Genomic DNA, 20,558 nt, shown 5'->3' on the forward strand with positions numbered 1-20,558 from the left:
CAGGGTCCTTGCGGTGGGAGCATGATGCGTAACTCACCGTGAGAGGGCTGGATGCCGCGGCAGTCGAAGACCGAGCTGTACGCAGCGATCCGGCGTGACGTGCGCGCGGGCCTGTCGATCCGGGGTGCGATGCGTAGGTATCACGTGTCTCATCCCACGGTGAGTAAAGCGCTGGCGTCGGCGTGGCCGGAACCGCGGAAGAAGCTTCCGCCGCGGGCGTCGCGGGTCGATTCTTACAAGCCGGTGATCGATGCGATGTTGCTGGCGGACCTGGATGCTCCGCGCAAGCAGCGCCATACCACCAAGAGGATCTTCGACCGGCTGGTTGCTGAGCACGAGGCGGGTGATCTGTCGTATGGGATCGTGCGTCGTTATGTCGCTGAGCGGCGCCCGCAGATTCGGGTGGAGGCCGGCCGTGCTCCGGTGGAGGCGTTCATCTCCCAGACGCACCGGCCAGGTGCTGAGGCGGAGGTCGATTTCGGGGACGTCACGGTTCGTTTAGCTGGCCAGCAGGTGACGTGTTACCTGTTCAGTCTGCGTCTGTCGTATTCGGGTAAGGCGGTGCACCGGGTGTTCGCCTCTTGCGGGCAGGAGGCGTTCTTCGAGGGGCACGTGCATGCCTTCGATGTGCTGGGCGGGGTGCCGTTCGGCAAGATCCGGTACGACAACCTCGAGTCCGCGGTCGCTCAGATCCTGGGGTTTTCCCGGCAGCGGGTGGAGACCGAGCGGTGGACAGCGTTTCGCTCGCACTACGCCATCGACAGCTTCTACTGCCGCCCGGGGATCGAGGGCGCGCATGAGAAGGGCGGGGTGGAGGGCCAGATCGGATGGTTCCGGCGCAACCACTTCGTGCCGGTGCCCGAGGTCGGCTCACTGGCCGAGCTGAACGAGATGGTCGATCGCTGGGACGTCGAGGACGAGCAGCGGCGGATCCGCTCGCGTCCCCGCACGGTCGGTGAGTACTTCGCCGCTGAGAAAGAGCTGCTGAAGCCGTTGCCGATCGAGCGCTTCGAGACGGGGCGGCAGTTCTCGCTGCGGGTGGACCGTCACAGCCAGATCAGTGTCCGCACCAACCGTTACTCGGTGCCGGTGCGGTTGATCGGCCGGATGGTCCGGGTGGTGCTGCATGCCTCGGAGCTGATCGTCTATGACGGGCGCGAGGAAGTCGCCCGTCATGAACGGCTCAAGGCCAAGGGCCAGTCGCGCCTGGAACTCGACCACTATCTCGAAGCGCTGGTCCGCAAGTCCGGGGCTCTGCCGGGTGCGACCGCATTGGAACAGGCCCGCGCCGCGGGACGGTTCACCCCCGTCCACGACGCGTGGTGGGCGGAGGCATGCAAGGCCCACGGCGACGCGGCAGGCACTCGCGCGCTGGTCGAGGTGCTGTTGCTGGCCCGCCACATGGCCCACGAACACATCGTCGCCGGCATCGCCACCGCCCTGCGGGCCGGAGCGCTGACCGCTGATGCGGTCGCGCTGGAGGCCCGCAAAGCGGCTGAGGCCGATGACTGTCCGGCCGTGCCCGAAGACGACTCTGAACCTCTGGCACCGGCGCAGGCGACGGTGACGTCGCTGACCGCCCGGCGGCTGGCCCAGCTTCCCCCCGACAGGCGTCCCCTGCCTTCGGTGGCCCCCTACGACCAGCTCCTGCGCCGCCGTGCCGGCGGGCAGGACTCCACCAGCAAGGAAGAGATGCGATGACGACCAACCGCCACCGTGGGCTGACCGAACAAGCCGCCGACACGGCAGTGGACACCGCCTGCCGCATGCTGCGCCTGCCGACCATCCGGGCCAAGTTCACCGAACTCGCCGAGACCGCTGCCCGCGAACAGATGTCTTATCGCGGGTTCTTGGCCGAACTACTCATGGCCGAGTGCGACGACCGCAACCGGCGGCGCTCCGAGCGCCGGATCAAGGCCGCCGCTTTCCCCCGCGACAAGTCGCTGCGCGAGTTCGACTTCGACTCCAACCCCAACATCGACCCTGCGACCATCCACACCCTGGCCGCCTGCGACTGGGGCCGCAAGGGCCAGCCGCTCTGCCTGATCGGCGATTCGGGAACCGGCAAGTCCCACCTGCTCATCGCCCTGGGCACCGAAGCGGCGATGGCCGGCTTCCGGGTGAAGTACACCCTGGCGACCAAGCTGGTCAACGAACTCGTCGAGGCCGCCGACGACAAGCAGCTGTCCAAGACGATCTCCCGCTACGGGCGGGTGGACCTGCTTTGCATCGACGAACTGGGATACATGGAGCTGGACCGGCGCGGCGCCGAACTGCTGTTCCAGGTCCTGACCGAACGCGAGGAGAAGAACAGCCTGGCGATCGCCTCCAACGAGTCCTTCGGCGGCTGGACCAAGACCTTCACCGACCCCCGCCTTTGCGCCGCGATCGTCGACCGCCTCACCTTCGGCGGAACCATCATCGAAACCGGCACCGACTCCTACCGCCTGGCCCAGACCCGCGCCCGGCAACAACAGCAGGCAACAGCCGGCTGAGCATCTCCAGCGACCGCATCAGGGCGGGCGGGCCTGACGGCTCTACCCGGTACCCCCTGCTTGTGTCCCTGTTCCCGTCATCACCGCATCGCTGGGAGTCCTCGGCGTTCTGCGTTTCGATCCCGCCGAGCCAGTGACGCGCGTGGCTCAGGACGTTCGGGCGATGGGCAGTTGTCCGGGGTCGTGGTCATACAGCCAGCCGGTGGCCTTCTCATAGAAGCGGTTGAAGAAGAACGGCATCATGATCTCTCGGAGCCTGGCCGCTATGGGCCCTGCCGTTTTGGCGTCCCGGTTGGCGGCCGCCGTCTTGGCCAGCTTGCCCGTACGATCATGGCGCAGCCGGTCGAAGGCCGCCAGGGCCGCGGGGACGGCCTCGGTCGCCGCGAGTTGACGGGCGAGTGCGACGGCGTCCTCGATCGCCATCGAGGCTCCCTGCCCGGCGCCGACCGGATGGGCCGCATCACCGACCAATACCATGCGGTCGTCATGGCGACGTGTCACCGGGGGGAGCACATGTAGCAGGGTGGAAGCGGTCACCGCCGAGGAGGCGCGGAGCACGGCGAGCGGCGTCTTCTCGGTCCGGAACAGCTCGGTCAGCTTCGCCAGGCCGACGGCGGTCAGGTCCTGCGGCGGATCGGCTGCGGCGACCTGAGCGGACCACCACACGGTGCCGTCGGGAGCGGGCAGGTAGATGAAGGCCCCGCGACGCGCGAAGACCATGTTGAAGCCCTGCGGCCGCTCACCCGGCAGGCGCATGGGTCCGTCGGTGGTCCCGGAGATCGAGTACAGGCCCGCGTAACGAGGCTCGGGGGCCGCGGGGTTCAGCGCCCGGCGGGTGGCCGACCAGATCCCGTCTGCTCCCACGACGAGATCGGCGCCGTCGGTCAGCGGATCGGGTGAGTCGCCGGAGAGCCATCTGCCGACGAGGATCCGGGCGCCGGCTCGCCTCGCCTCCTCCCGAAGCACCCCGACCAGGTCGGCGCGCATCAGCGTCACACTGCGCAGCGGATCGCCGGACCGTCGCCCGCGGGGTACGTCGCCCAGCGGCCGGTCCCTCCCGGACCACATTCGCTGCCTATCCACCGGAAAGCCCGCCTGCTGAACCGCATCCAGGCATCCGAGCGCGTCCAGGGCGCGCAGTCCGTTGACCGACAGGCTGACGAACGACCCCACCGTCCCGGCGGGATCCTCATACGCCTCATAGACCGTGACCTGAGCCCCGATCCGTGCCAGCGCGATCGCACTCGCCGACCCGGCGACCCCGCCGCCCACTACGACTACCTGCACGAAAGCCCTCCTGAATCAAAGTTCACCGAATCTTAATTCGGTGAAATCGTGTTCAGTATGCTGATGCGGCGACGACGACGTCAAGACGGAGGTCCGGTGGGAGTACGCAAAGCGAGGGCCGCGGAGACCGAGGCCGCCCTGAAAGACGCCGCACTGCAGCAGTTCATGGAACGCGGCTACCTGAACACCAAGATCACCGACATCACGGCCGCGGCCGGCCGGGCCACGGGCTCCTTTTATGACCACTTCACGAGCAAGGACGACCTGCTCCAAGCACTGCTCGCCGACCTGCACGGCAAAGCGCACGACCGACTCGCCCAAGAGGATCACCCGCCACACGACCTGACGGACCGAGAGCAGCTCCACGAGCACCTGGCGGTGGCCTGGCACCTGATGCGCGACAACCGGCCCATCATGATCGCCCTGTTCGAACAGGCGCTGGCTGCGGGTCCCAGCGCAGGCCGGCTCTGGCGGCGCCTGATCCAGGACACCCAGGTGCTCCGCGAGCACCTGGAGCACCTGCGAGAGACGGGGCACTCCCTCCCCGGCGACCCGGAACTGGTCGCGGCAGCAATGGGCGGGATGCTGTCGATGCTCGCCTACGCACTACTCAGCGGCGACCCGGACTCCGGCCGCTCCGACGATGAGGTGATCGACACCCTCACCCGGCTCCTGCTACACGGCCTCGCCGGTCCGAGCCCCTCGCCGGCATGACAAAAGACGGCATGGCCGAGCGAGCATGCCTCCCCCAGCGTGACCAGCCGGTGTCCACGCGTCCATACGTTGACGGACGAGGATGTCGGCCGCGCGGTCGTGCAACGCCCCGTTCACTGTCACGGTCCGCTGGTCTTCTCATCCACGGGCAAACAATCGCCAACATCGCGCACAGCTGCGCTTGAGTGCTCGGTCGGACCCCGGTGAAGGGCCGGGACGCCAAACGACGCACCGCCGTCGCTGAATCTCATCGACACTTCCGGGCTGAACACCCTGCGATCGTTCACGAAACACGCGAACAAACGTTGCTGCTTCTGACCGACGCACTCAGCTCGAACGTCCGCCGTCGTCGGGTCCATGAGTTCTCCGCAGCTTCCCCTCTCGGAGGGGGCTCGACGACACGTCATGGCCGGGACGAATGACGGGCCACAGCCACGGAGTCAGTTGAAGGCGGTCCGAGGTGGCCGTGATCCGAGGCTGTGGGCTCGGAAGGTGGAGGTTCGCCGGGGATGAGCAAACGACGCGCGGCGCGGGGAGAGCCGATGTGAAGAGAGTCACCGTTGACCTCAAGATGTGTTGAGGTTAGAGGATCGGCCTCTCCGAAAGCTTCTGGAGCGGAGGGGCCCATGCGGGTGGTCCAAGCGGTGCGATTCGGCGGTCCGGAAGCGCTGGTGCCGGGTGAGGCACCGGATCCGGTGGCCGAGGCGGGACAGGTCGTGGTCACGGTCGAGGTCGCGGGCGTGACCTTCGTCGAGACACAGATCCGGCGCGGCGTGAGCGAATGGCATGCCAGCCCGCCGCTGCCGTACGTCCCGGGCGGACTGGTGGCCGGAACGGTGAGCTCCATCGGCGCACGGGTGGATCCGTCCTGGCTCGGGCGGCGGGTCATCGCCGGCACCGGCGAGACCGGAGGCTTCGCCGAACGCGCGGCCGTCGGCGTCGAGGACCTTTTCCCCGTGCCGGACGGCCTGGACCTGCCGGACGCGATCGCCCTGCACAGCGACGGCGGCACCGCCCAGGGCCTCGTGGAGACGGCCAAGATCCGCCCCGGTGATCGGGTGCTGGTCGAGGCGGCGGCCGGTGGCGTCGGCAGCCTGCTGGTGCAGCTCGCCCGCGCGGCGGACGCCCGCGTCATCGGGGCCGCCCGGGGCGCCCGCAAGCTCGACCTGGTCCGGGACCTGGGCGCCGACGCCGCGGTCGACTACTCCGAGCCGGACTGGACCAGGCGCGTACTCGACGCCACCGGCGGCGCGGGACCGGACGTGGTCTTCGACGGCGTCGGCGGACAGATCGGGCGAGCCGCGTTCGACGTGACGGCACGCGGGGGCCGGTTCTCGGTCCACGGCGCGTCCAGCGGCGAGGTCACGCAGATCGACCCGGCGGAGGCGCGGGCCAAGGGCGTGGAGGTGCTCGGTATTGAGCAGCTGTTCGGTTTCGGGCCGAACCTCGTGCGGTGGGCGAACCAGATGATGTCCCTGGCCGCCGCGGGGGTCGTCCGCCCCGTGATCGGGCAGACCTTCCCACTGGAACGCGCCGCCGACGCACACGCCGCCATCGAGAACCGCACCGCCCTGGGGAAAACCCTGCTGCTCATCTAACCGAACCTCAAAGAGCACCCGGCCTCCATCAGCCAATGCCAGGCGCCCACGCCCCCATCACCCAACCAAGCCGACAAACACCCCCGCGCTCGTCGCGCACGCCGTGCGGCTGTCGGCTCGACCGGCCGCGGGTCGTCCTCGGGTATCGGGGCATGCCGGGTCGTCAGCGTGGGGTGGCGTTAAACCGTTGGACGGCGTCGATTCGCCGTTGACACCATCGCCCCTGTGCGACAGGACGAGATCTGGAACCAGGACGCCGCCCAGCGCTACGACACCCCGGGCACCGGAATGTTCGCCCCGGACGTTCTCCGGCCGACCGTCGATTTCCTTGCCGCTCTCGCCGGAGACGGACCGGCGCTCGAATTCGCGATCGGTACCGGCCGCGTCGCCGTTCCCCTGTCAGAACGAGGGGTGCCGGTGAGCGGCATCGAGCTGTCCCGTCCGATGATCGAGCAGCTGCGCGCCAAGGCGGACGCGGCCACCATCCCGGTGACGGCCGGGGACATGGCCTCCGCCACGGCCCCCGGGACCTTCGCGCTCGTCTACCTCGTCTACAACACGATCTCCAACCTGCTCACCCAGCGAGAGCAGGTGGCCTGCTTCAGGAACGCGGCACGTCATCTCCGGCCGGGCGGCCGCTTCGTGATCGAAGTTCGGTGACGGCACGGAGGCCCAGGTCTTCCGCAGCCCGCACCGCTATGTCTGGCCCGCCGAGCTCGACCTGATGGCCCAGCTCGCCGGGTTCGATCTGGAGGACCGGTACGGGGACTGGACGGGCTCCGACTTCACCGCGGACTCCCGCTCACACGTCTCGGTCTACCGCCTCCCGACCGAGCCTTCCCCATCCTGAAGCCTCACCGGCGGGCGGTTGTCTCAAGCACCGCCGCATCGCCGGCCGACCAACCGCGAACGTCCGGTGCACTCGGTGGGTGCGGTGCCCTTGACCAGGAATCCGCCGGACCCGCCCTGCGACAACGGCGCCACCGCCGCGACGATCCGGCCCAGCATCGGCTTCGCGGCCCCAACACGCTGTCCGGTGCCTCGCCCCGTCCGTTGACTGCCCACAGCGAGGCGGCCGATCACCGTCGCGGCGGCCTCGTCGTCACCCACGGCCTGCCCGAGCGTCCGAGACGAAGATCGTGCCGCCACCCACGACCGCGGCACGCCCCGGGTCCCTGAAGTCGTATCGCCTGCCCGCCCGGACGGGCGAGTGTTGCTCAGCCTCGCCCGGACCGCCTATTCCCCCGTCCCGATGCCCCGGCCGCGTGCCAGTGCAGCCGGCGAGGCGGCCGACCAGCATCGCGGCCGCTTCAGCATCACCCACAGCCGACCGAGCCCGAGTCTCCCTGGCGAAGATCGTGTCACCACCGACGAGCAACAGCCCGTCCTGAGCGCTGAAGGCATATCACCTGCCCGCCCGGACGAGTGGTGCTGCTCAGGCCCGTCCATGCTGCTTGTTCCCCCCGGCCGGTGCCAGCGCCACCAGCAGGTACCAGCTCCGCCAGCCGGACGCCGATCGTCGCCGCTTCAGCCTCTCGCCTACGACCCGTGGCACGCCCTGCACACTGAAGTCGGTTCGCCCGCCCGGACGAGTGGTGCTGCTCAAGCCCGTCCAGGCCGCTTGTTCCCCCCGGCCGGTGCCGGCGCCACTAGCAGGTGCCAGCTCCGCCAGCCGGACGCCGATCGTCGCCGCTTCAGCCTCTCGGCGACCGGACGATCCCGAGCGCTCGTCACGACGATCGAATCGCCGACGACCCGTGGCACGCCCTGCACACTGAAGTCGGTTCGCCCGCCCGGACGAATGGTGCTGCTCAGCCTCGCCCAGACCGCCTATTCCCCCCGGCCGGTGCCGGCGCCACCAGCAGGTGCCAGCTCCGCCAGCCCGGCGCCGATCGTCGCCGCTTCAGCCTCTCGGCGACCGGACGATCCCGAGCGCTCGTCACGACGATCGAATCGCCGACGACCCGTGGCACGCCCTGCACACTGAAGTCGGTTCGCCCGCCCGGACGAATGGTGCTGCTCAGCCTCGCCCAGACCGCCTATTCCCCCCGGCCGGTGCCGGCGCCACCAGCAGGTGCCAGCTCCGCCAGCCGGACGCCGATCGTCGCCGCTTCGGTCTCTCGCCGACGACCGGTGGCACGGCTTGCGCACTGAAGTCGGTTCGCCCGCCCGGACGAGTGGTGCTGCTCAAGCCCGTCCAGGGCGTCTTTTCGCTCGGTGGGTGGATCGCGTGGGCTGGCGGGCTCCCTAGGTGGCCAGTGTGGACCGCCGCTCTGTGGGTGGGCGAGGACGCCCTGCGCGCCTCCTTTCTTTCGGGGGATGCGGGCGGCTCGGTGGTGGTCGGCGGACGCGTTCGCCGAGGACGACCCGCGTCTGGGCGCGCGAGTGCCCCGTCACCGACCTTCCCGGAGCAGCACGCTGTGCCCTTTGGCGCGGTGGGGTCAGCCGGGCCGACGACGCGGCCGTCCTTTGCTGGGCTTGTTCTCGGGCCGGTGATCTACGGCTGGTGCTCGATCGCGCGATCACAGCATTCGATGGCCGGGACGGGTCCCGGGGCGGCCTGCCATCATGACCGGCACGTTGTCCGGCCGGTTCGCGGAGGTGCGTCATCTTCTGGCGGTGGAAGCCTCAGCGAAAGGCTCCCGAACCTTTGGCCTCCCGGTCGGAGCCGGAGCGGATCTTCACCCATGGGCAGGTGGCGGCGTGGCTCGGTCTGGAGGGCGTCGTGCATCTGCTCACCGTCAGCGAGGAGAGCGCGGTCGCGCATACCAAGCAGCTGGAGAGCGTTTTCGCTCTGCTGGGGCGGCGGCTCGCAAGGTTGTCCGCAGGCGACTCCGCGGAGGTCAGGGCCGCTGCCTATGAGGCCGACGTGGTGGTCGGAACCGTTGACGACTTCGTCGCCGACCTTGGACGCGAGACCGAGCTGGGGATCGTCCGGCATGCCGCGGTGATCGAGGGCGATCCGACCGGGGCATTGGTCCAGCTGCTGGACATGTATCGCAGAGTGATGCCCGGGTAGTCCGCCGGGGCCTGCTGGATGGCTCGGCGCAAGACTCAAGGTCGTCGGCGGTACGTCAGGGCGGGGCAGACGGTGGCGCGGGTCATGCGCCGTTGGCCGTGGTATCGAGGTGGGGCAGGGCGACTTCGAGGTCTGACAGGCGGCGGAGGTCGTCGGCGTGGGCGGCGGAGTCGGGGACGGTGAGGGCCCTCGCCTCGGCCGCAAGCCTGCGGGCTCGGGAACCGTCGTTGAGATGGGCGGCGAGGTCGGCGCGGAGGATCAGGGCTTTCAGCCGCTCGGACGGGGTGAGGGGTTCGCCCGAGGCGAGCAGGTGGTCGAGAATCTTCGCGGCGCCGTGGTGGTCCTCCTTCGAGTCGCTGAGAAGGGTGGCCGTGTGGAGGGCTCGGGCAGCCTTCCCCTGTGGGGCGGGGGCATGGCTCAGGTCGTCGGAGATCGGCTGCCCGATGCGGAGCTGGATGCCGTCGGGGTCAGTGAGCAGGAACTGGCGGAGCCCGTAGCTGGTGTCCTTCAGCGGGCCCAGCCTGGGGAGGCCCCGGACCGGGATTCGGCCGAGGACCTCCTTGAGGCCGCCGCGGAACTCTTCGTAGAGCGCGTCCACGTCGGTGGTGACGATGTAGCACATGTTCATGGACGCGGACGGGTCGTGTTTCTTCCAGCCGAAGAACTGCAGCTCGATGTCACCGTGACGGACGGACAGGTAGGGGTTGGGGCGGGTCTGCCGGAAGGTCTGCTCGAAGTTCAGGGTCTTGTAGAACTCCCAGGTGAGATCGATCGAGCGGCACGGATAGATCGGGATCGCTTTCTCGCCCATAGGGGCAGGTTAGGCGGCCGGAGATTTGTAGTCAAGTTTGATTAGATCAGAGGGCCGCCAGGTCGATGGCTCGCGCGATGGCGTGATAGCCAGCGTCGTTGGGGTGCAGACCGTCCATGAAGACATAGCCCTGCCTGGGCAGTCGTGGGTCGGCGGAGCCGGCCATGGCCCGGTCCGAGTCGATGACGGCGTCGTATTCGCGGCTGGTGCGGATCCACAGGTTGAGGGCTTGCCGGACCTTCTCCCCCTCGGGGCTCCACATCGGAAAGAGCGCTCCCTTCATGGGGCCGACGGTCATGCCGATGGCTCGGACGCCGGCGGCGTGGGCGGCCTGGATGAGCTTGCGGTGCCCTTCGATCAACTCCTGAGCCGTCACCTTCGGGTTGGGGCGCACACAGGGGTCGTCGCTCTGGGGGGCACCGATGTCGTTCGCGCCCAGGTGGACGATGACCGAGCGGACACCGGGCCGGTCGAGCACGTCCCGCCGGAACCGGGACAGACCACTCCGCCCACCGCAGGCGGAGTCGCGGAGCAGCTTGTTCGTGCCGATGCCCGCATTGAGCACGCCCAACGGCCGGCCCGCCGCGTCGAGACGCTCCTGAAGGTCGTCGGTGAAGCGCGCGTCGGCGTCCATCGTGGAGCCAACGCCGTCCACCAGAGAGTCTCCGAAGACGATGACGGTGCGCCGCCCAGAGACGGCGGCGGCCCCGGGCGGACGGCCCGTGACCTCCAGACCGCCGAGGAAGTACCAGGAACCGGTGGATTCGGCGAACCCGCCCTGACCGACGTCGGTGAGGTGGTCGCCCGGGGCGCGGTAGGACTTCGTCAGGGCGAAGCGGTGGAAGGTGGCGGGGCCGGTCGCGCCGGTGAAGCGCATCGTCAGGGCCAGCCGTTCCAGCGGCGAGGTCGGCATCGCAACGGCGTCGCTGAGCAGTTCGCGCCCCGGCTGGACGACGGCCCGGGGAGAGCGGCCGAACGTCACCGGGACGAACGTGCCGGGCCAGGCGAGGGCACCACCGGCCGACCGCGCGACGGTCACCCCGGCCACGTGCAGCGGCCTGGTGCCGTAGGCGTTGGTGAGCCGGATGCGGAGATGGGTGCCGCCGACACCGGCCCGGACCACCTGGCGCAGGGACTGCTGGGCGAAGCCGGTCGTCGACCAGTTGGGCCCGGAGTCGTCGTCGCCCGCGACGGGCGCCTGCACGCCGGTGCCCCATGCGACCGTCCACGACGGGGTGGACGGGCCCGTGCCGGTCAGCCGGGTGGAGACCGGCGAGCGGGACGACGCGGCCTGGGTCATACCGGCGATGAGCGCGGCGGCGGCGCACGCACCCACGATGATCTTTATAGCGTGGAAGCCCGGCTTGGAAAGGCGCATGCCATCGATTTCACCGTCCAGGGTGGGGGCGGGGCATGCGGGCGGGCCTCACTCTTGAGGTATAAGCAGCCATACCTCACATGGAGTCCACAGCCTGTGGATAAATGGCGCGAAGATCACTGAGCGTGGGCCGACCAGGACTTTTCTCCGCTGATTGCAAGCGAACGACCAGGTCACTGGTCCCTGTGCAAACCGCGCCTCCGCACACAGGGCACTTGTCTGACAGTGGTCCTCGGCCGTCACGCGAGGGCGTTGACAGTCCCGCCGGAGCGACGCCGGGGGCGAGCCCCGGCGAGACTGATCGAGAAGCGATGCCACGCTCGCACAAGGGCGGTCACGGAGCGACCCGTCGGGCGAGCCCGTGGGCCGATCTCGCGGTGGCTCAGCGCTCCAGGTGGTTGGAACGGCAGGAACGGGGGGCGTTCACGGGGTTGCAGCGCGCCGGGTCGTCCCCGGGGAGCTGGGCCACGTAGTCGCTTCCGTACCTGGCCGCCAGCCCGATCACAGGGAAGTCGGTGCTGATGACCTGTGCCCCACTGGAGAGTGCGGCCTCGAGCCTGGACGTGTCGCCCGACCGGGCCTGGTCGAACGGGACGTCGGATCGCGTGCGGACGAGGTAGCCGCGCCGGACCAGGTCCCGGATCTCCTGCTGGCCCGCTCCGGTCGGCTCGTTCTGCTCCACGAACGCGGCGTCGGGACGTCCCGGCGCCGAGTCCGTGAAGATGACACGATTCTCGAGGTTGGGGTGACCCTCCAGGTAGGGGGTCTGAACGTCCGCGCCCTTGTTGTCCATCAGGAACAGGAACTTGCCCCGGGACTCCTTCAGGGTCGGCCAACCGTACTTCAGGACGGACTGCTCCAGGGTGAGCCCGGGGCGCCGCAGCTGGTCAGGCTTGATGATCTTGTCGTCGCCGACGGTCGCGCGGATCTCGGCGTCGAGCTTGTCCATGATCGGGGCGTCCCAGCGCGGGCTTCGCGGCCCGCCCAGCTTCTCGTAGGCCGGGTCGGTGGACTTGAACTCAAGCAGGATCGGGATAGGGACGTGTCCCGGGTTGGCGTTCGACCACGAGTTCACTTGGCCCAGGCACTTGGCGAGGGAGACGCACGACGACCCGTAGTCGTGGTCACCCCAGTGAAAGACCTTGAACCCGGGCTTCTTCCACTCCGGGTCAGTGAGCTCTCCCAGGCCCGCTTCCCTACGGACGATGGGCTTGCTGTACAGCCCACCCTGAGGGTCGGGGTAGATGTCCAGCTCGATGGAGCGGACGCGCTGCGACGAGAACTGCAGTGGCAGCGACGCGTGCGAGTAGGCGAGGTTCCACCAGCCCTTGTCCCGCGTCGCCTGGACGGCCTTCTCGGCGTCGGTGAGCTCGCGGTGGTAGCTGTTGTGAGTGGCGATCATCTGGATCTGGTTGAGTCGCACCGGACCCTTGTCGGCCGGGCGTGCGCTCGCTGTATTTGCCGGGAGTACGGCGGCCAGGACGGCCACCGCGCTCGAGAACGTTGCGAGGGCGATACGACGACGGCGCATCTGCATCCTCCAGGGGAAACGCGAATGAAACGCGTCGAAGCCTGATCGCCCACCATGATCGTTGCGTGAAGCACGGCGATGGACGCCGTGAACCGGGGCGGAACACCGCAGCTCAGAACACTGTCCATAGCCTGTGGATAACTTTGGTCCCCAGCCTCGCCGACTGTGGATCCGGCCGCCGTCCACCGGTCGCCCCCAGCCCGCCACGCAGCCGAAACACATGTCCGACCAGGTCAGAGCCACACGCTCAACATTCATCCACAGTCTGTGGAAAACGTCTCCCACACCCCCGTGGACAGAGCTGTCCCCAACGAGGTCCCCAGCCCCGTCCCCAGCTTCGCCGTTCTCCCCACCCTCTTCCACACCCCACACCGGACCTGACGTGCGGAAGCCCTGCCGGGCTCGTCCTAGCCCTCCGGGTAGAAGAGGAACAGCGTGCAGCCGCTCGTCGTCTGGGGAACATGCGAGGTTCCTGCGGATGCGTGGATGAAGGAGCCAGCCGGGTAGTCCCGATCCCCGTCGTTGAAGACGCCGGAGACCACGAAGACCTCCTCGGGCCCCGGATCGTGGACGTCGATCCCCTCCCAGCACGTGTTCGCGTCCATCTCCAGCACGAAAGCCTTCGCGCCGTTGTCCCCCTTCCACAGCGGACGCAGGTGGATGCCAGGGAAGAGTTCGTGGACCGGAGCGTCCTGGACGGCGGACCACACGTAAGCGGGCGCGTTCTGTTCAGTCGTCATGCAGCCCAGCCTTACCGCCGGCCACCATCCCGCGGAGTGTCAGGAAAGACACCCTGAGGTACTTTCCTGACATGCATCGCATGGTGGCGCTCGTCCGTCCATCGCAGTCGACCTTCGAACTCGCCTGCGCGGCCCAGGTGTTCGGGGTCGAGCGGACGGGGCTCCCGACGCGGTACACCTTCGGCGTGTGCGCGGAGCGCCCCGGACTGATCGCGACGCGTGCCGGTTACGACATGCTCGTGACCGACGGCCTGGACGCCTTCGACCGGGCGGACACGGTGATCGTCCCGGGTTGGCTACCCGTCCGGGAACCGCCCTCACCCGCGGTCGTCCACGCGTTGCGCCGTGCGCACTCCCGTGGGGCGCGGATGGTCAGCATCTGCTCCGGTGTCTTCGCGCTCGCGTACGCCGGCCTGCTGGACGGGCGGGAGGCGACCACCCACTGGGCGCTCACGGACGAACTCGCCGCACGCTTCCCGGACATCCAGGTCGACCCGGACGTGCTGTACGTGGACCACGGCGACGTGGCCACCAGCGCGGGGGCCGGGGCGGGCATCGACCTGTGCATGCACCTGCTCCGCGGCGACCAGGGCGCCCGGTACGCCGCACAGGTCGCCCGGACGATGGTCATGCCGCCCCACCGGGAGGGCGGGCAACTGCAGTACTCAGCGCCGCCCCACCCCGCACAGATCGACGGCACGCTCGCGCCCTTGCTGGAATGGGCCGCGGAGCGTCTCGGCGAGCCGCTGACCGTCGAGATCCTGGCCGCGCACACGGGCGTCTCCACGCGCACGCTCGCCCGCAGGTTCGCAGACCAGCTCGGCACCAGCCCGGGGCGCTGGCTGCTCGCGCGGCGGATCACCACGGCCCGGGACCTGCTGGAGTCCTCCGACCTGCCGCTGGAGACCATCGCCCGCCGCGTGGGCCTGTCGTCGGCCACCAACCTGCGCAGGCGCTTCCTCAAAGCCCTGGGCACGACACCGGGCGCCTACCGCCGGGCTTTCCGCACCGGCGCGCGACATTGAAAAGACCCCCACCGATACTCGGAGGGGGTCTGGGGGAGTGAGTGGGCCTAGGTGGACTTGAACCACCGGCCTCATCCTTATCAGGGATGCGCTCTAACCGACTGAGCTATAGGCCCGCATTCGCCGCCGCCCCTGGCGGCGCAACGAGAGGTTACCCCATTTGGCGCGGCAACCGGAAATCGATTGCGGGGCGGCGGCGGGACGGTGTTACTCGGCCTCCTTGAGGGTGACCTCCACGCCGCCCACCAGGTCCGCGGCGAGGTTGTAGATGACCGAGCCGACCGTGGACAGGGCCGTGATGAGAAGGACGTTCAGGGCGCCGACCAGGACCGTGTAGCCGAAGATGCGGAAGAAGGAGAACCAGCTTCCGGCGTCGACGCCGCCCGTGGTCTCGCCCTGCTGCTTGGTGAGGCTGTTGATGGTGTCGCTGATGGCGTCGAACACGCCGAGACCGGACAGGATCGCGTACAGGACCACGACGGCGACCAGCAGGACGACGAAGCAGACCAGCGACATCACGAAGCTGAACTTCATCACCGACCAGGGCTCCAGCCTGGCGAGCTGGAGCTGGGCCTTGCGGGCCGGCTTGCCGGCCACGGCGGGCTGGGTGGACGTCTTCACCGGCGCCGTGCCCGACGGGGCCGGGCGGTCCTTCAGGACCGTGCCCGCGAAGCCGCCCTTCTTGCCCGAGCCGGACGCCTCGCGGCGGCCGAACGGCCGGCTCGACTTGCCGGCGCGGTCGCGGGAGGACGACGTGGACGCCTCGGAGGGCGTGGCCCATCCGCCGGACGTGGTCGAGGACGGCTTCCCCGCGGGCGAGTCGAGCGGCGCCGGGTCGCGGTCGCCGGTTCCGGGAGGCTCGTCCGCGTCGTCGGCCGGGGCGATCTCGGGCCGGGCCGCGTCCTCCTCGACCTTGTCGAGGTCCATCCTGGTCTCGTCGGAGCCGACGTCGACGCTCGTCTCGTCCCGGCCTGGCGTGGCGGAGGCGGTCCTGCCGCCCGATCCCTTGGCGGATCCGCCCTTGCTCGTGCCGGGCTCGCTGCTCACGTGTCCTCCTGGCCTAGCGGCTCGGTGCCGAGGCGGAGGACGTCACTCACCGTCGTCCCCCTCGACCTCGGCGTCGTCTGAGTCCACCATGGACTCTACGTTCCTCGCGATGGCGACCACGCTGTCCCCGTCCGCGAGGTTCATCAGGCGGACGCCCATGGTCTGCCTGCCGGACTGCTTGATCTCCGCGGCGGTGGTACGGATCACGCCGCCGTTGGACGTCATCGCGAACACCTCGTCGTCCGCGCCGACCATCAGCGCTCCGACCAGTCTGCCGCGCGTCTGAACGATCTTAGCGGTGAGAACGCCCTTGCCCCCACGACCTTGGCGCGGATACTGGTCCGCCGCGGTGCGCTTGGCGTAGCCGCCCTCGGTCGCGATCAGGACGTTCTGGGACGAGTCCTGCACGACGAGCATGTTCAGGACTTCCTGGTCCTCCTCGAAGCGCATGCCGATCACGCCGGAGGTGGCGCGGCCCATCGGGCGCAGCGAGTCGTCGTCGGCGCTGAAGCGGATCGCCTGGGCCCCGGTGGAGACCATCAGCAGGTCGTCCTCGGACGAGACGAGCCGCGCGGCGATGACCTCGTCGTCGTCGACCAGGTTGATGGCGATGATCCCGCCGGTGCGCGGCGAGTCGAAGTCGCGCAGGGCGGTCTTCTTGACCCGGCCACGCTTGGTCGCGAGGACGAGGTAGGGCGCGACCTCGTAGTCGCGCAGGTCCATGACCTGGGCGATGCGCTCGTCCGGCTGGAAGGCCAGCAGGTTGGCGACGTGCTGGCCGCGCGAGTCGCGGCCGGCGTCGGGCAGCTCGTAGGCCTTGGCGCGGTAGACGCGGCCCTTGTTGGTGAAGAACAGGATCCAGTGGTGCGTCGTGGTGACGAAGAACTGGTCGACGATGTCGTCCTGCTTGAGCTGCGCGCCGCGGATGCCCTTGCCGCCGCGCCGCTGCGCCCGGTACAGGTCGGTCTTGGTCCGCTTGGCGTAGCCGCCGCGGGTGATGGTGACGACGACGTCCTCTTCGGCGATGAGGTCCTCGTAGGACACGTCCCCGTCGAAGGGGATGATCTGGGTGCGCCGCTCGTCGCCGTACTTCTCGACGATGGGGGCCAGCTCCTCGCCGACGATCCGGCGCTGCCGGTCGGGCGAGCCGAGGATGTCGTTGTAGTCGGCGATCTCCGCCATGAGCTTGTCGTACTCGTCCACGATCTGCCGGCGCTCGAGGGCGGCGAGCTTGCGCAGCTGCATGTCGAGGATGGCCTGGGCCTGGATCTCGTCGATCTCCAGCAGGCCCATCAGGCCCTGCTGGGCCTCCTGGGCGGACGGGGAGCGGCGGATGAGGGCGATGACCTCGTCGATGCGGTCCAGGGCCTTCAGCAGGGCGCGCAGGATGTGGGCGCGCTCCTCGGCCTTGCGGAGCAGGAAGCGGGTGCGCCGGACGATGACGTCGATCTGGTGCGCGACCCAGTGCCGGACGAACTGGTCGATGCGCAGGGTGCGGGGCACCCCGTCGACGAGCGCGAGCATGTTCGCGCCGAACGTCTCCTGCAGCTGGGTGTGCTTGTACAGGTTGTTCAGGACGACCTTGGCGACCGCGTCCCGCTTGAGGACGATGACCAGGCGCTGACCCGTCCGGCCGGAGGTCTCGTCGCGGACGTCGGCGACGCCGTCGAGCTTGCCCTCCTTGACCAGCTCGGCGATCTTCAGGGCGAGGTTGTCGGGGTTGACCTGGTAGGGCAGCTCGGTGACGACCAGGCAGGTGCGGCCCTGGATCTCCTCGACCTCGACGACGGCCCGCATGGTGATCGAGCCGCGGCCGGTGCGGTAGGCCTCCTCGATGCCCTTGCGGCCGACGATGAGGCCGGCGGTGGGGAAGTCGGGGCCCTTGACCCGCTCGATGAGCGCCTCGAGGAGCTCCTCGTCGGTGGCGCCGTAGTTCGCGAGGTACCACTGGACGCCCTCGGCGACCTCGCGCAGGTTGTGCGGCGGGATGTTGGTGGCCATGCCGACGGCGATGCCGGCCGAGCCGTTCACCAGCAGGTTCGGGTACCGCGACGGGAGGACGTCGGGCTCCTGCGAGCGGCCGTCGTAGTTCGGCGAGAAGTCGACGGTCTCCTTGTCGATGTCGCGCAGCAGCTCCATCGCCAGGGGCGCCATGCGGCACTCGGTGTAGCGCATGGCCGCGGCGGGGTCGTTGCCGCGCGAGCCGAAGTTGCCGTTGCCGTCGACGAGGGGGTAGCGCATCGACCACGGCTGGGCGAGCCGGACGAGCGCGTCGTAGATGGCGGAGTCGCCGTGGGGGTGGTAGTTCCCCATGACGTCGCCGACGACGCGCGCGCACTTGAAGTAGCCGCGGTCGGGCCGGTACCCGCCGTCGTACATCGCGTACAGGACGCGGCGGTGCACCGGCTTGAGGCCGTCGCGGACCTCGGGCAGAGCGCGCGCGACGATGACCGACATCGCGTAGTCGAGATAGCTCTTCTGCATCTCGACCTGGATGTCGACCGGTTCGATCCGTTCGCCCGGGTGTCCACCCTCTGTGGTCACGTCCGTCACTCTCAAGACCTCTTCTGCTTGGTGGGAAGGAAGTACGACGCCGGCTGGGAGCCCGGCCGGTCACTGCCGGGCGACGCGAACCTCAGATGTCGAGGAAGCGCACGTCCTTGGCGTTGCGCTGGATGAACTCCCGGCGGGGTTCGACCTCTTCGCCCATGAGCACGCTGAACAGCTCGTCGGCCTGCGCGGCGTCGTCGAGCTGCACCTGCAGCAGGACCCGGTTGTCGGGGTCCATGGTGGTGTCCCACAGCTCGTTGGCGTTCATCTCGCCGAGGCCCTTGAAGCGCTGCACCTGGTCGCGGGGACGCGGGTCCTTCTTGCCGGCGGCGATCCCGGCCTCGATGATCGCGTCCCGCTCCGCGTCGGAGTAGGCGTAGTCGGACGTGGTCCCCCGGGCGTCCCACTTGATCTTGTAGAGCGGGGGCTGGGACAGGTACACGTGGCCGGCCTCGATGAGCGGCTTCATGAACCGGAACAGCAGGGTCAGCAGCAGCGTGTTGATGTGGTGCCCGTCGACGTCGGCGTCGGACATCAGGATGATCTTGTGGTAGCGGAGCTTGGCGATGTCGAACTCGTCGTGCACGCCGGTGCCGAGGGCGGTGATGATCGCCTGCACCTCGTTGTTCTTCAGGATCTTGTCGATCCTGGCCTTCTCCACATTGAGGATCTTGCCGCGGATCGGGAGGATCGCCTGGAAGTGCGGGTTGCGGCCGCCCTTGGCGGAGCCGCCCGCGGAGTCGCCCTCGACGATGTACAGCTCGGAGCGGGACGGGTCGGTGGACTGGCAGTCCGACAGCTTGCCGGGCAGCGACGTCGACTCCAGCAGGCTCTTGCGGCGGGTCAGGTCGCGCGCCTGCCGCGCCGCCACCCGGGCCCGCGCCGCCTGCGACGCCTTGTTGATGATCTCCTTGGCCTCGCCGGGGTTCTCCTCGAACCAGTCGCGCAGGTGCTCGTTGCAGGCCTTCTGCACGAACGACTTGGCCTCGGTGTTGCCGAGCTTGGTCTTGGTCTGGCCCTCGAACTGCGGGTCGGCCAGCTTGATCGAGATGATCGCGGTGAGGCCCTCGCGGACGTCCTCGCCGGTGAGGTTGTCGTCCTTGTCGCGCAGCAGGCCCTTGTCGCGGGCGTACCGGTTGACGATCGTGGTCAGCGCGGCCCGGAACCCCTCCTCGTGGGTACCGCCCTCCGCGGTGTTGATCGTGTTCGCGAACGTGTGGACGGACTCGGCGTAGGACGAGTTCCACTGCATGGCGATCTCCACCGACATGCCCTCGGTGTCGTCGCCGAAGTAGACCACCGACTCGTGGGCGGCGTCCTTGCGCGCGTTGATGTAACGCACGAAGTCCTCGATGCCGCCCTCGTAGTGGTACTTGACCTCCTGCGGCTCGCCCGCGCCGTGGTCGAGGCGCTCGTCCTTCAGGGTGATGGACAGGCCCCTGTTGAGGAACGCCATCTCCTGCATGCGGCGGGAGAGGGTCTCGAAGTTCCACTCGGTGGTCTCGAAGATGTCCCCGTCGGGCCAGAAGGTGATGCGGGTTCCGGTCTCGTCGGTCGGCTCACCCTTGCGCAGCTCGGTCTCGGGCCCTCGCCAGGTGTAGGACTGGCGCCACACGTGCCCGTCGGTCCGTACCTCGGCCTCCAGCCTGGTGGACAGCGCGTTCACCACGGCGGAGCCGACGCCGTGCAGGCCGCCGGAGACGGCGTAGGCCTTGCCGTCGAACTTGCCGCCCGCGTGCAGCGTGGTCAGCACGAGCTCGATGGCCGGCCGCTTCTCCACGGGGTGCTCGCCGACCGGGATGCCGCGCCCGTTGTCGAGCACGCTCACCCCGCCGTCGGACATGAGCGTCACGACGATGTCGTCGGCGTAACCGGCGAGGGCCTCGTCGACCGCGTTGTCCACGATCTCGTAGACGAGGTGATGAAGGCCACGCTCCCCGGTGGACCCGATGTACATGCCGGGGCGCTTGCGAACCGCCTCGAGTCCTTCAAGGACAGTGATCGAACTAGCGTCGTACGCCAAAGGAGATCCTCCTGCCGGGGATGACGGCCGCCCCGCGCCCGAGGGAGCGCGGCGTGCCCCGTAACACACATAAGGGGCGCCCTCGTGCTCTGTTCGTGTTCGGAAGAGCCCTGGGCGACCCATGACGGCGCAGCATCCTGAACCCAAATTCATTCTACCGGTTCACGCGGCGAAAAGTGGCACTCACGAGCGCTGTGCGCCCGTGTGGCGGCCGAAAGGGCCTGGAGATGCATCCCCCCATAGCCCTAGGGGGGTTCTCTGGCCTACGGCGCGCTCGCTGCTGAACTCGTCACCTGGTGTCCCGAACAGATGTTCCCACCCGCCACCGACATTCGGTTAC

General features: G+C 68.9%; 15 protein-coding genes, 1 tRNA gene and 1 pseudogene. 7 read left to right on the forward strand and 10 right to left on the reverse strand.

The annotated features are described in order from the left end of the window. Positions 1-51 precede the first annotated feature (51 nt). Positions 52-1,701, forward strand: a complete 1,650-nt coding sequence (gene istA / locus E1291_RS05355) for an IS21 family transposase (protein WP_131736469.1) — start codon at positions 52-54, stop codon at positions 1,699-1,701. Then, positions 1,698-2,495 carry an IS21-like element helper ATPase IstB gene (istB, locus tag E1291_RS05360; RefSeq protein ID WP_131736471.1) on the forward strand — a complete coding sequence of 266 codons (798 nt, stop codon included), beginning with the start codon at positions 1,698-1,700 and terminating at the stop codon, positions 2,493-2,495. The genes istA and istB overlap by 4 nt, the downstream gene beginning before the upstream one ends. A 147-nt stretch (positions 2,496-2,642) precedes the next feature. Here the strand turns inward: istB and E1291_RS05365 are convergent, their stop codons facing one another. Next, on the reverse strand, positions 2,643-3,782 hold the full coding sequence (locus E1291_RS05365) for an FAD-dependent oxidoreductase (RefSeq protein WP_131736472.1): 1,140 nt from the start codon (positions 3,780-3,782) through the stop codon (positions 2,643-2,645). 96 nt (positions 3,783-3,878) lie between these two features. Between E1291_RS05365 and E1291_RS05370 the strand changes: the two genes are divergently transcribed. The 3 genes and pseudogenes from E1291_RS05370 to E1291_RS05380 all read left to right on the forward strand — a co-directional run bounded on the left by E1291_RS05370 (position 3,879) and on the right by E1291_RS05380 (position 6,944). Further along, positions 3,879-4,496 (forward strand): TetR/AcrR family transcriptional regulator, encoded by a 618-nt coding sequence (locus E1291_RS05370; protein WP_131736474.1) that lies wholly within the window; start codon positions 3,879-3,881, stop codon positions 4,494-4,496. Positions 4,497-5,122: 626 nt separating this feature from the next. Continuing rightward, entirely contained in the window at positions 5,123-6,094 is a 972-nt protein-coding gene (locus tag E1291_RS05375) for a zinc-binding dehydrogenase (protein ID WP_131736476.1), read from the forward strand. Between the two features lie 288 nt (positions 6,095-6,382). Continuing rightward, positions 6,383-6,944 (forward strand): annotated as a pseudogene (locus tag E1291_RS05380) (class I SAM-dependent DNA methyltransferase). Between the two features lie 23 nt (positions 6,945-6,967). Here E1291_RS05380 and E1291_RS41790 read toward each other — a convergent pair. Continuing rightward, positions 6,968-7,204, reverse strand: a complete 237-nt coding sequence (locus E1291_RS41790; protein ID WP_165494970.1) for a hypothetical protein — start codon at positions 7,202-7,204, stop codon at positions 6,968-6,970. Positions 7,205-8,789: 1,585 nt separating this feature from the next. Here E1291_RS41790 and E1291_RS05385 point away from each other — a divergent pair. Continuing rightward, the gene (locus E1291_RS05385) at positions 8,790-9,113 is read left to right on the forward strand and encodes a DEAD/DEAH box helicase family protein (protein WP_131736478.1); all 324 of its coding nucleotides are present in this window, start codon (positions 8,790-8,792) and stop codon (positions 9,111-9,113) included. Positions 9,114-9,195: 82 nt separating this feature from the next. Here E1291_RS05385 and E1291_RS05390 read toward each other — a convergent pair whose 3' ends face one another. The 4 genes from E1291_RS05390 to E1291_RS05405 form a co-directional block, all read right to left on the reverse strand. After that, complete coding sequence (locus E1291_RS05390; RefSeq protein WP_131736480.1) at positions 9,196-9,924, reverse strand: bleomycin resistance protein; 729 nt, start codon at positions 9,922-9,924, stop codon at positions 9,196-9,198. A gap of 46 nt (positions 9,925-9,970) precedes the next feature. Continuing rightward, positions 9,971-11,302, reverse strand: coding sequence for an SGNH/GDSL hydrolase family protein (locus tag E1291_RS05395; protein ID WP_207400569.1), 1,332 nt, complete (start codon positions 11,300-11,302; stop codon positions 9,971-9,973). A gap of 382 nt (positions 11,303-11,684) precedes the next feature. Further along, on the reverse strand, positions 11,685-12,725 hold the full coding sequence (locus E1291_RS05400; protein WP_242613961.1) for a phosphatidylinositol-specific phospholipase C1-like protein: 1,041 nt from the start codon (positions 12,723-12,725) through the stop codon (positions 11,685-11,687). Positions 12,726-13,240: 515 nt separating this feature from the next. Then, the gene (locus E1291_RS05405; protein WP_131736484.1) at positions 13,241-13,573 is read right to left on the reverse strand and encodes a cupin domain-containing protein; all 333 of its coding nucleotides are present in this window, start codon (positions 13,571-13,573) and stop codon (positions 13,241-13,243) included. An 80-nt stretch (positions 13,574-13,653) separates the two neighbouring features. On the opposite strand from E1291_RS05405, the gene E1291_RS05410 reads away from it, so the two are divergent. Further along, positions 13,654-14,598: a helix-turn-helix domain-containing protein gene (locus tag E1291_RS05410; protein ID WP_207400577.1), complete on the forward strand. Its 945-nt coding sequence runs from the start codon at positions 13,654-13,656 to the stop codon at positions 14,596-14,598. A gap of 42 nt (positions 14,599-14,640) precedes the next feature. Here E1291_RS05410 and E1291_RS05415 read toward each other — a convergent pair. The 4 genes from E1291_RS05415 to gyrB form a co-directional block, all read right to left on the reverse strand. Next, positions 14,641-14,714: transfer RNA gene (locus E1291_RS05415), tRNA-Ile, on the reverse strand. Between the two features lie 91 nt (positions 14,715-14,805). Then, positions 14,806-15,645: a DUF3566 domain-containing protein gene (locus E1291_RS05420; protein ID WP_242613962.1), complete on the reverse strand. Its 840-nt coding sequence runs from the start codon at positions 15,643-15,645 to the stop codon at positions 14,806-14,808. Between the two features lie 42 nt (positions 15,646-15,687). After that, a complete protein-coding gene (gyrA, locus tag E1291_RS05425) occupies positions 15,688-18,198 on the reverse strand; it encodes a DNA gyrase subunit A (protein ID WP_131736488.1) in 2,511 nt (836 codons plus the stop codon). A gap of 82 nt (positions 18,199-18,280) precedes the next feature. Next, positions 18,281-20,218: a DNA topoisomerase (ATP-hydrolyzing) subunit B gene (gene gyrB, locus E1291_RS05430; protein ID WP_131736489.1), complete on the reverse strand. Its 1,938-nt coding sequence runs from the start codon at positions 20,216-20,218 to the stop codon at positions 18,281-18,283. Positions 20,219-20,558: the final 340 nt, after the last annotated feature.

Origin of the sequence: Actinomadura roseirufa, from assembly GCF_900659635.1 — a bacterium.
Classification (GTDB): domain Bacteria; phylum Actinomycetota; class Actinomycetes; order Streptosporangiales; family Streptosporangiaceae; genus Spirillospora; species Spirillospora roseirufa.

Coding starts and splice junctions, on each gene's coding strand:
- istA (WP_131736469.1), top strand. CDS start 52: ATGCCGCGGCAGTCGAAGACCGAGCTGTACGCAGCGATCCGGCGTGAC.
- istB (WP_131736471.1), top strand. CDS start 1,698: ATGACGACCAACCGCCACCGTGGGCTGACCGAACAAGCCGCCGACACG.
- E1291_RS05375 (WP_131736476.1), top strand. CDS start 5,123: ATGCGGGTGGTCCAAGCGGTGCGATTCGGCGGTCCGGAAGCGCTGGTG.
- E1291_RS05390 (WP_131736480.1), bottom strand. CDS start 9,924: ATGGGCGAGAAAGCGATCCCGATCTATCCGTGCCGCTCGATCGATCTC.
- E1291_RS05395 (WP_207400569.1), bottom strand. CDS start 11,302: ATGCGCCTTTCCAAGCCGGGCTTCCACGCTATAAAGATCATCGTGGGT.
- E1291_RS05405 (WP_131736484.1), bottom strand. CDS start 13,573: ATGACGACTGAACAGAACGCGCCCGCTTACGTGTGGTCCGCCGTCCAG.
- E1291_RS05410 (WP_207400577.1), top strand. CDS start 13,654: ATGGTGGCGCTCGTCCGTCCATCGCAGTCGACCTTCGAACTCGCCTGC.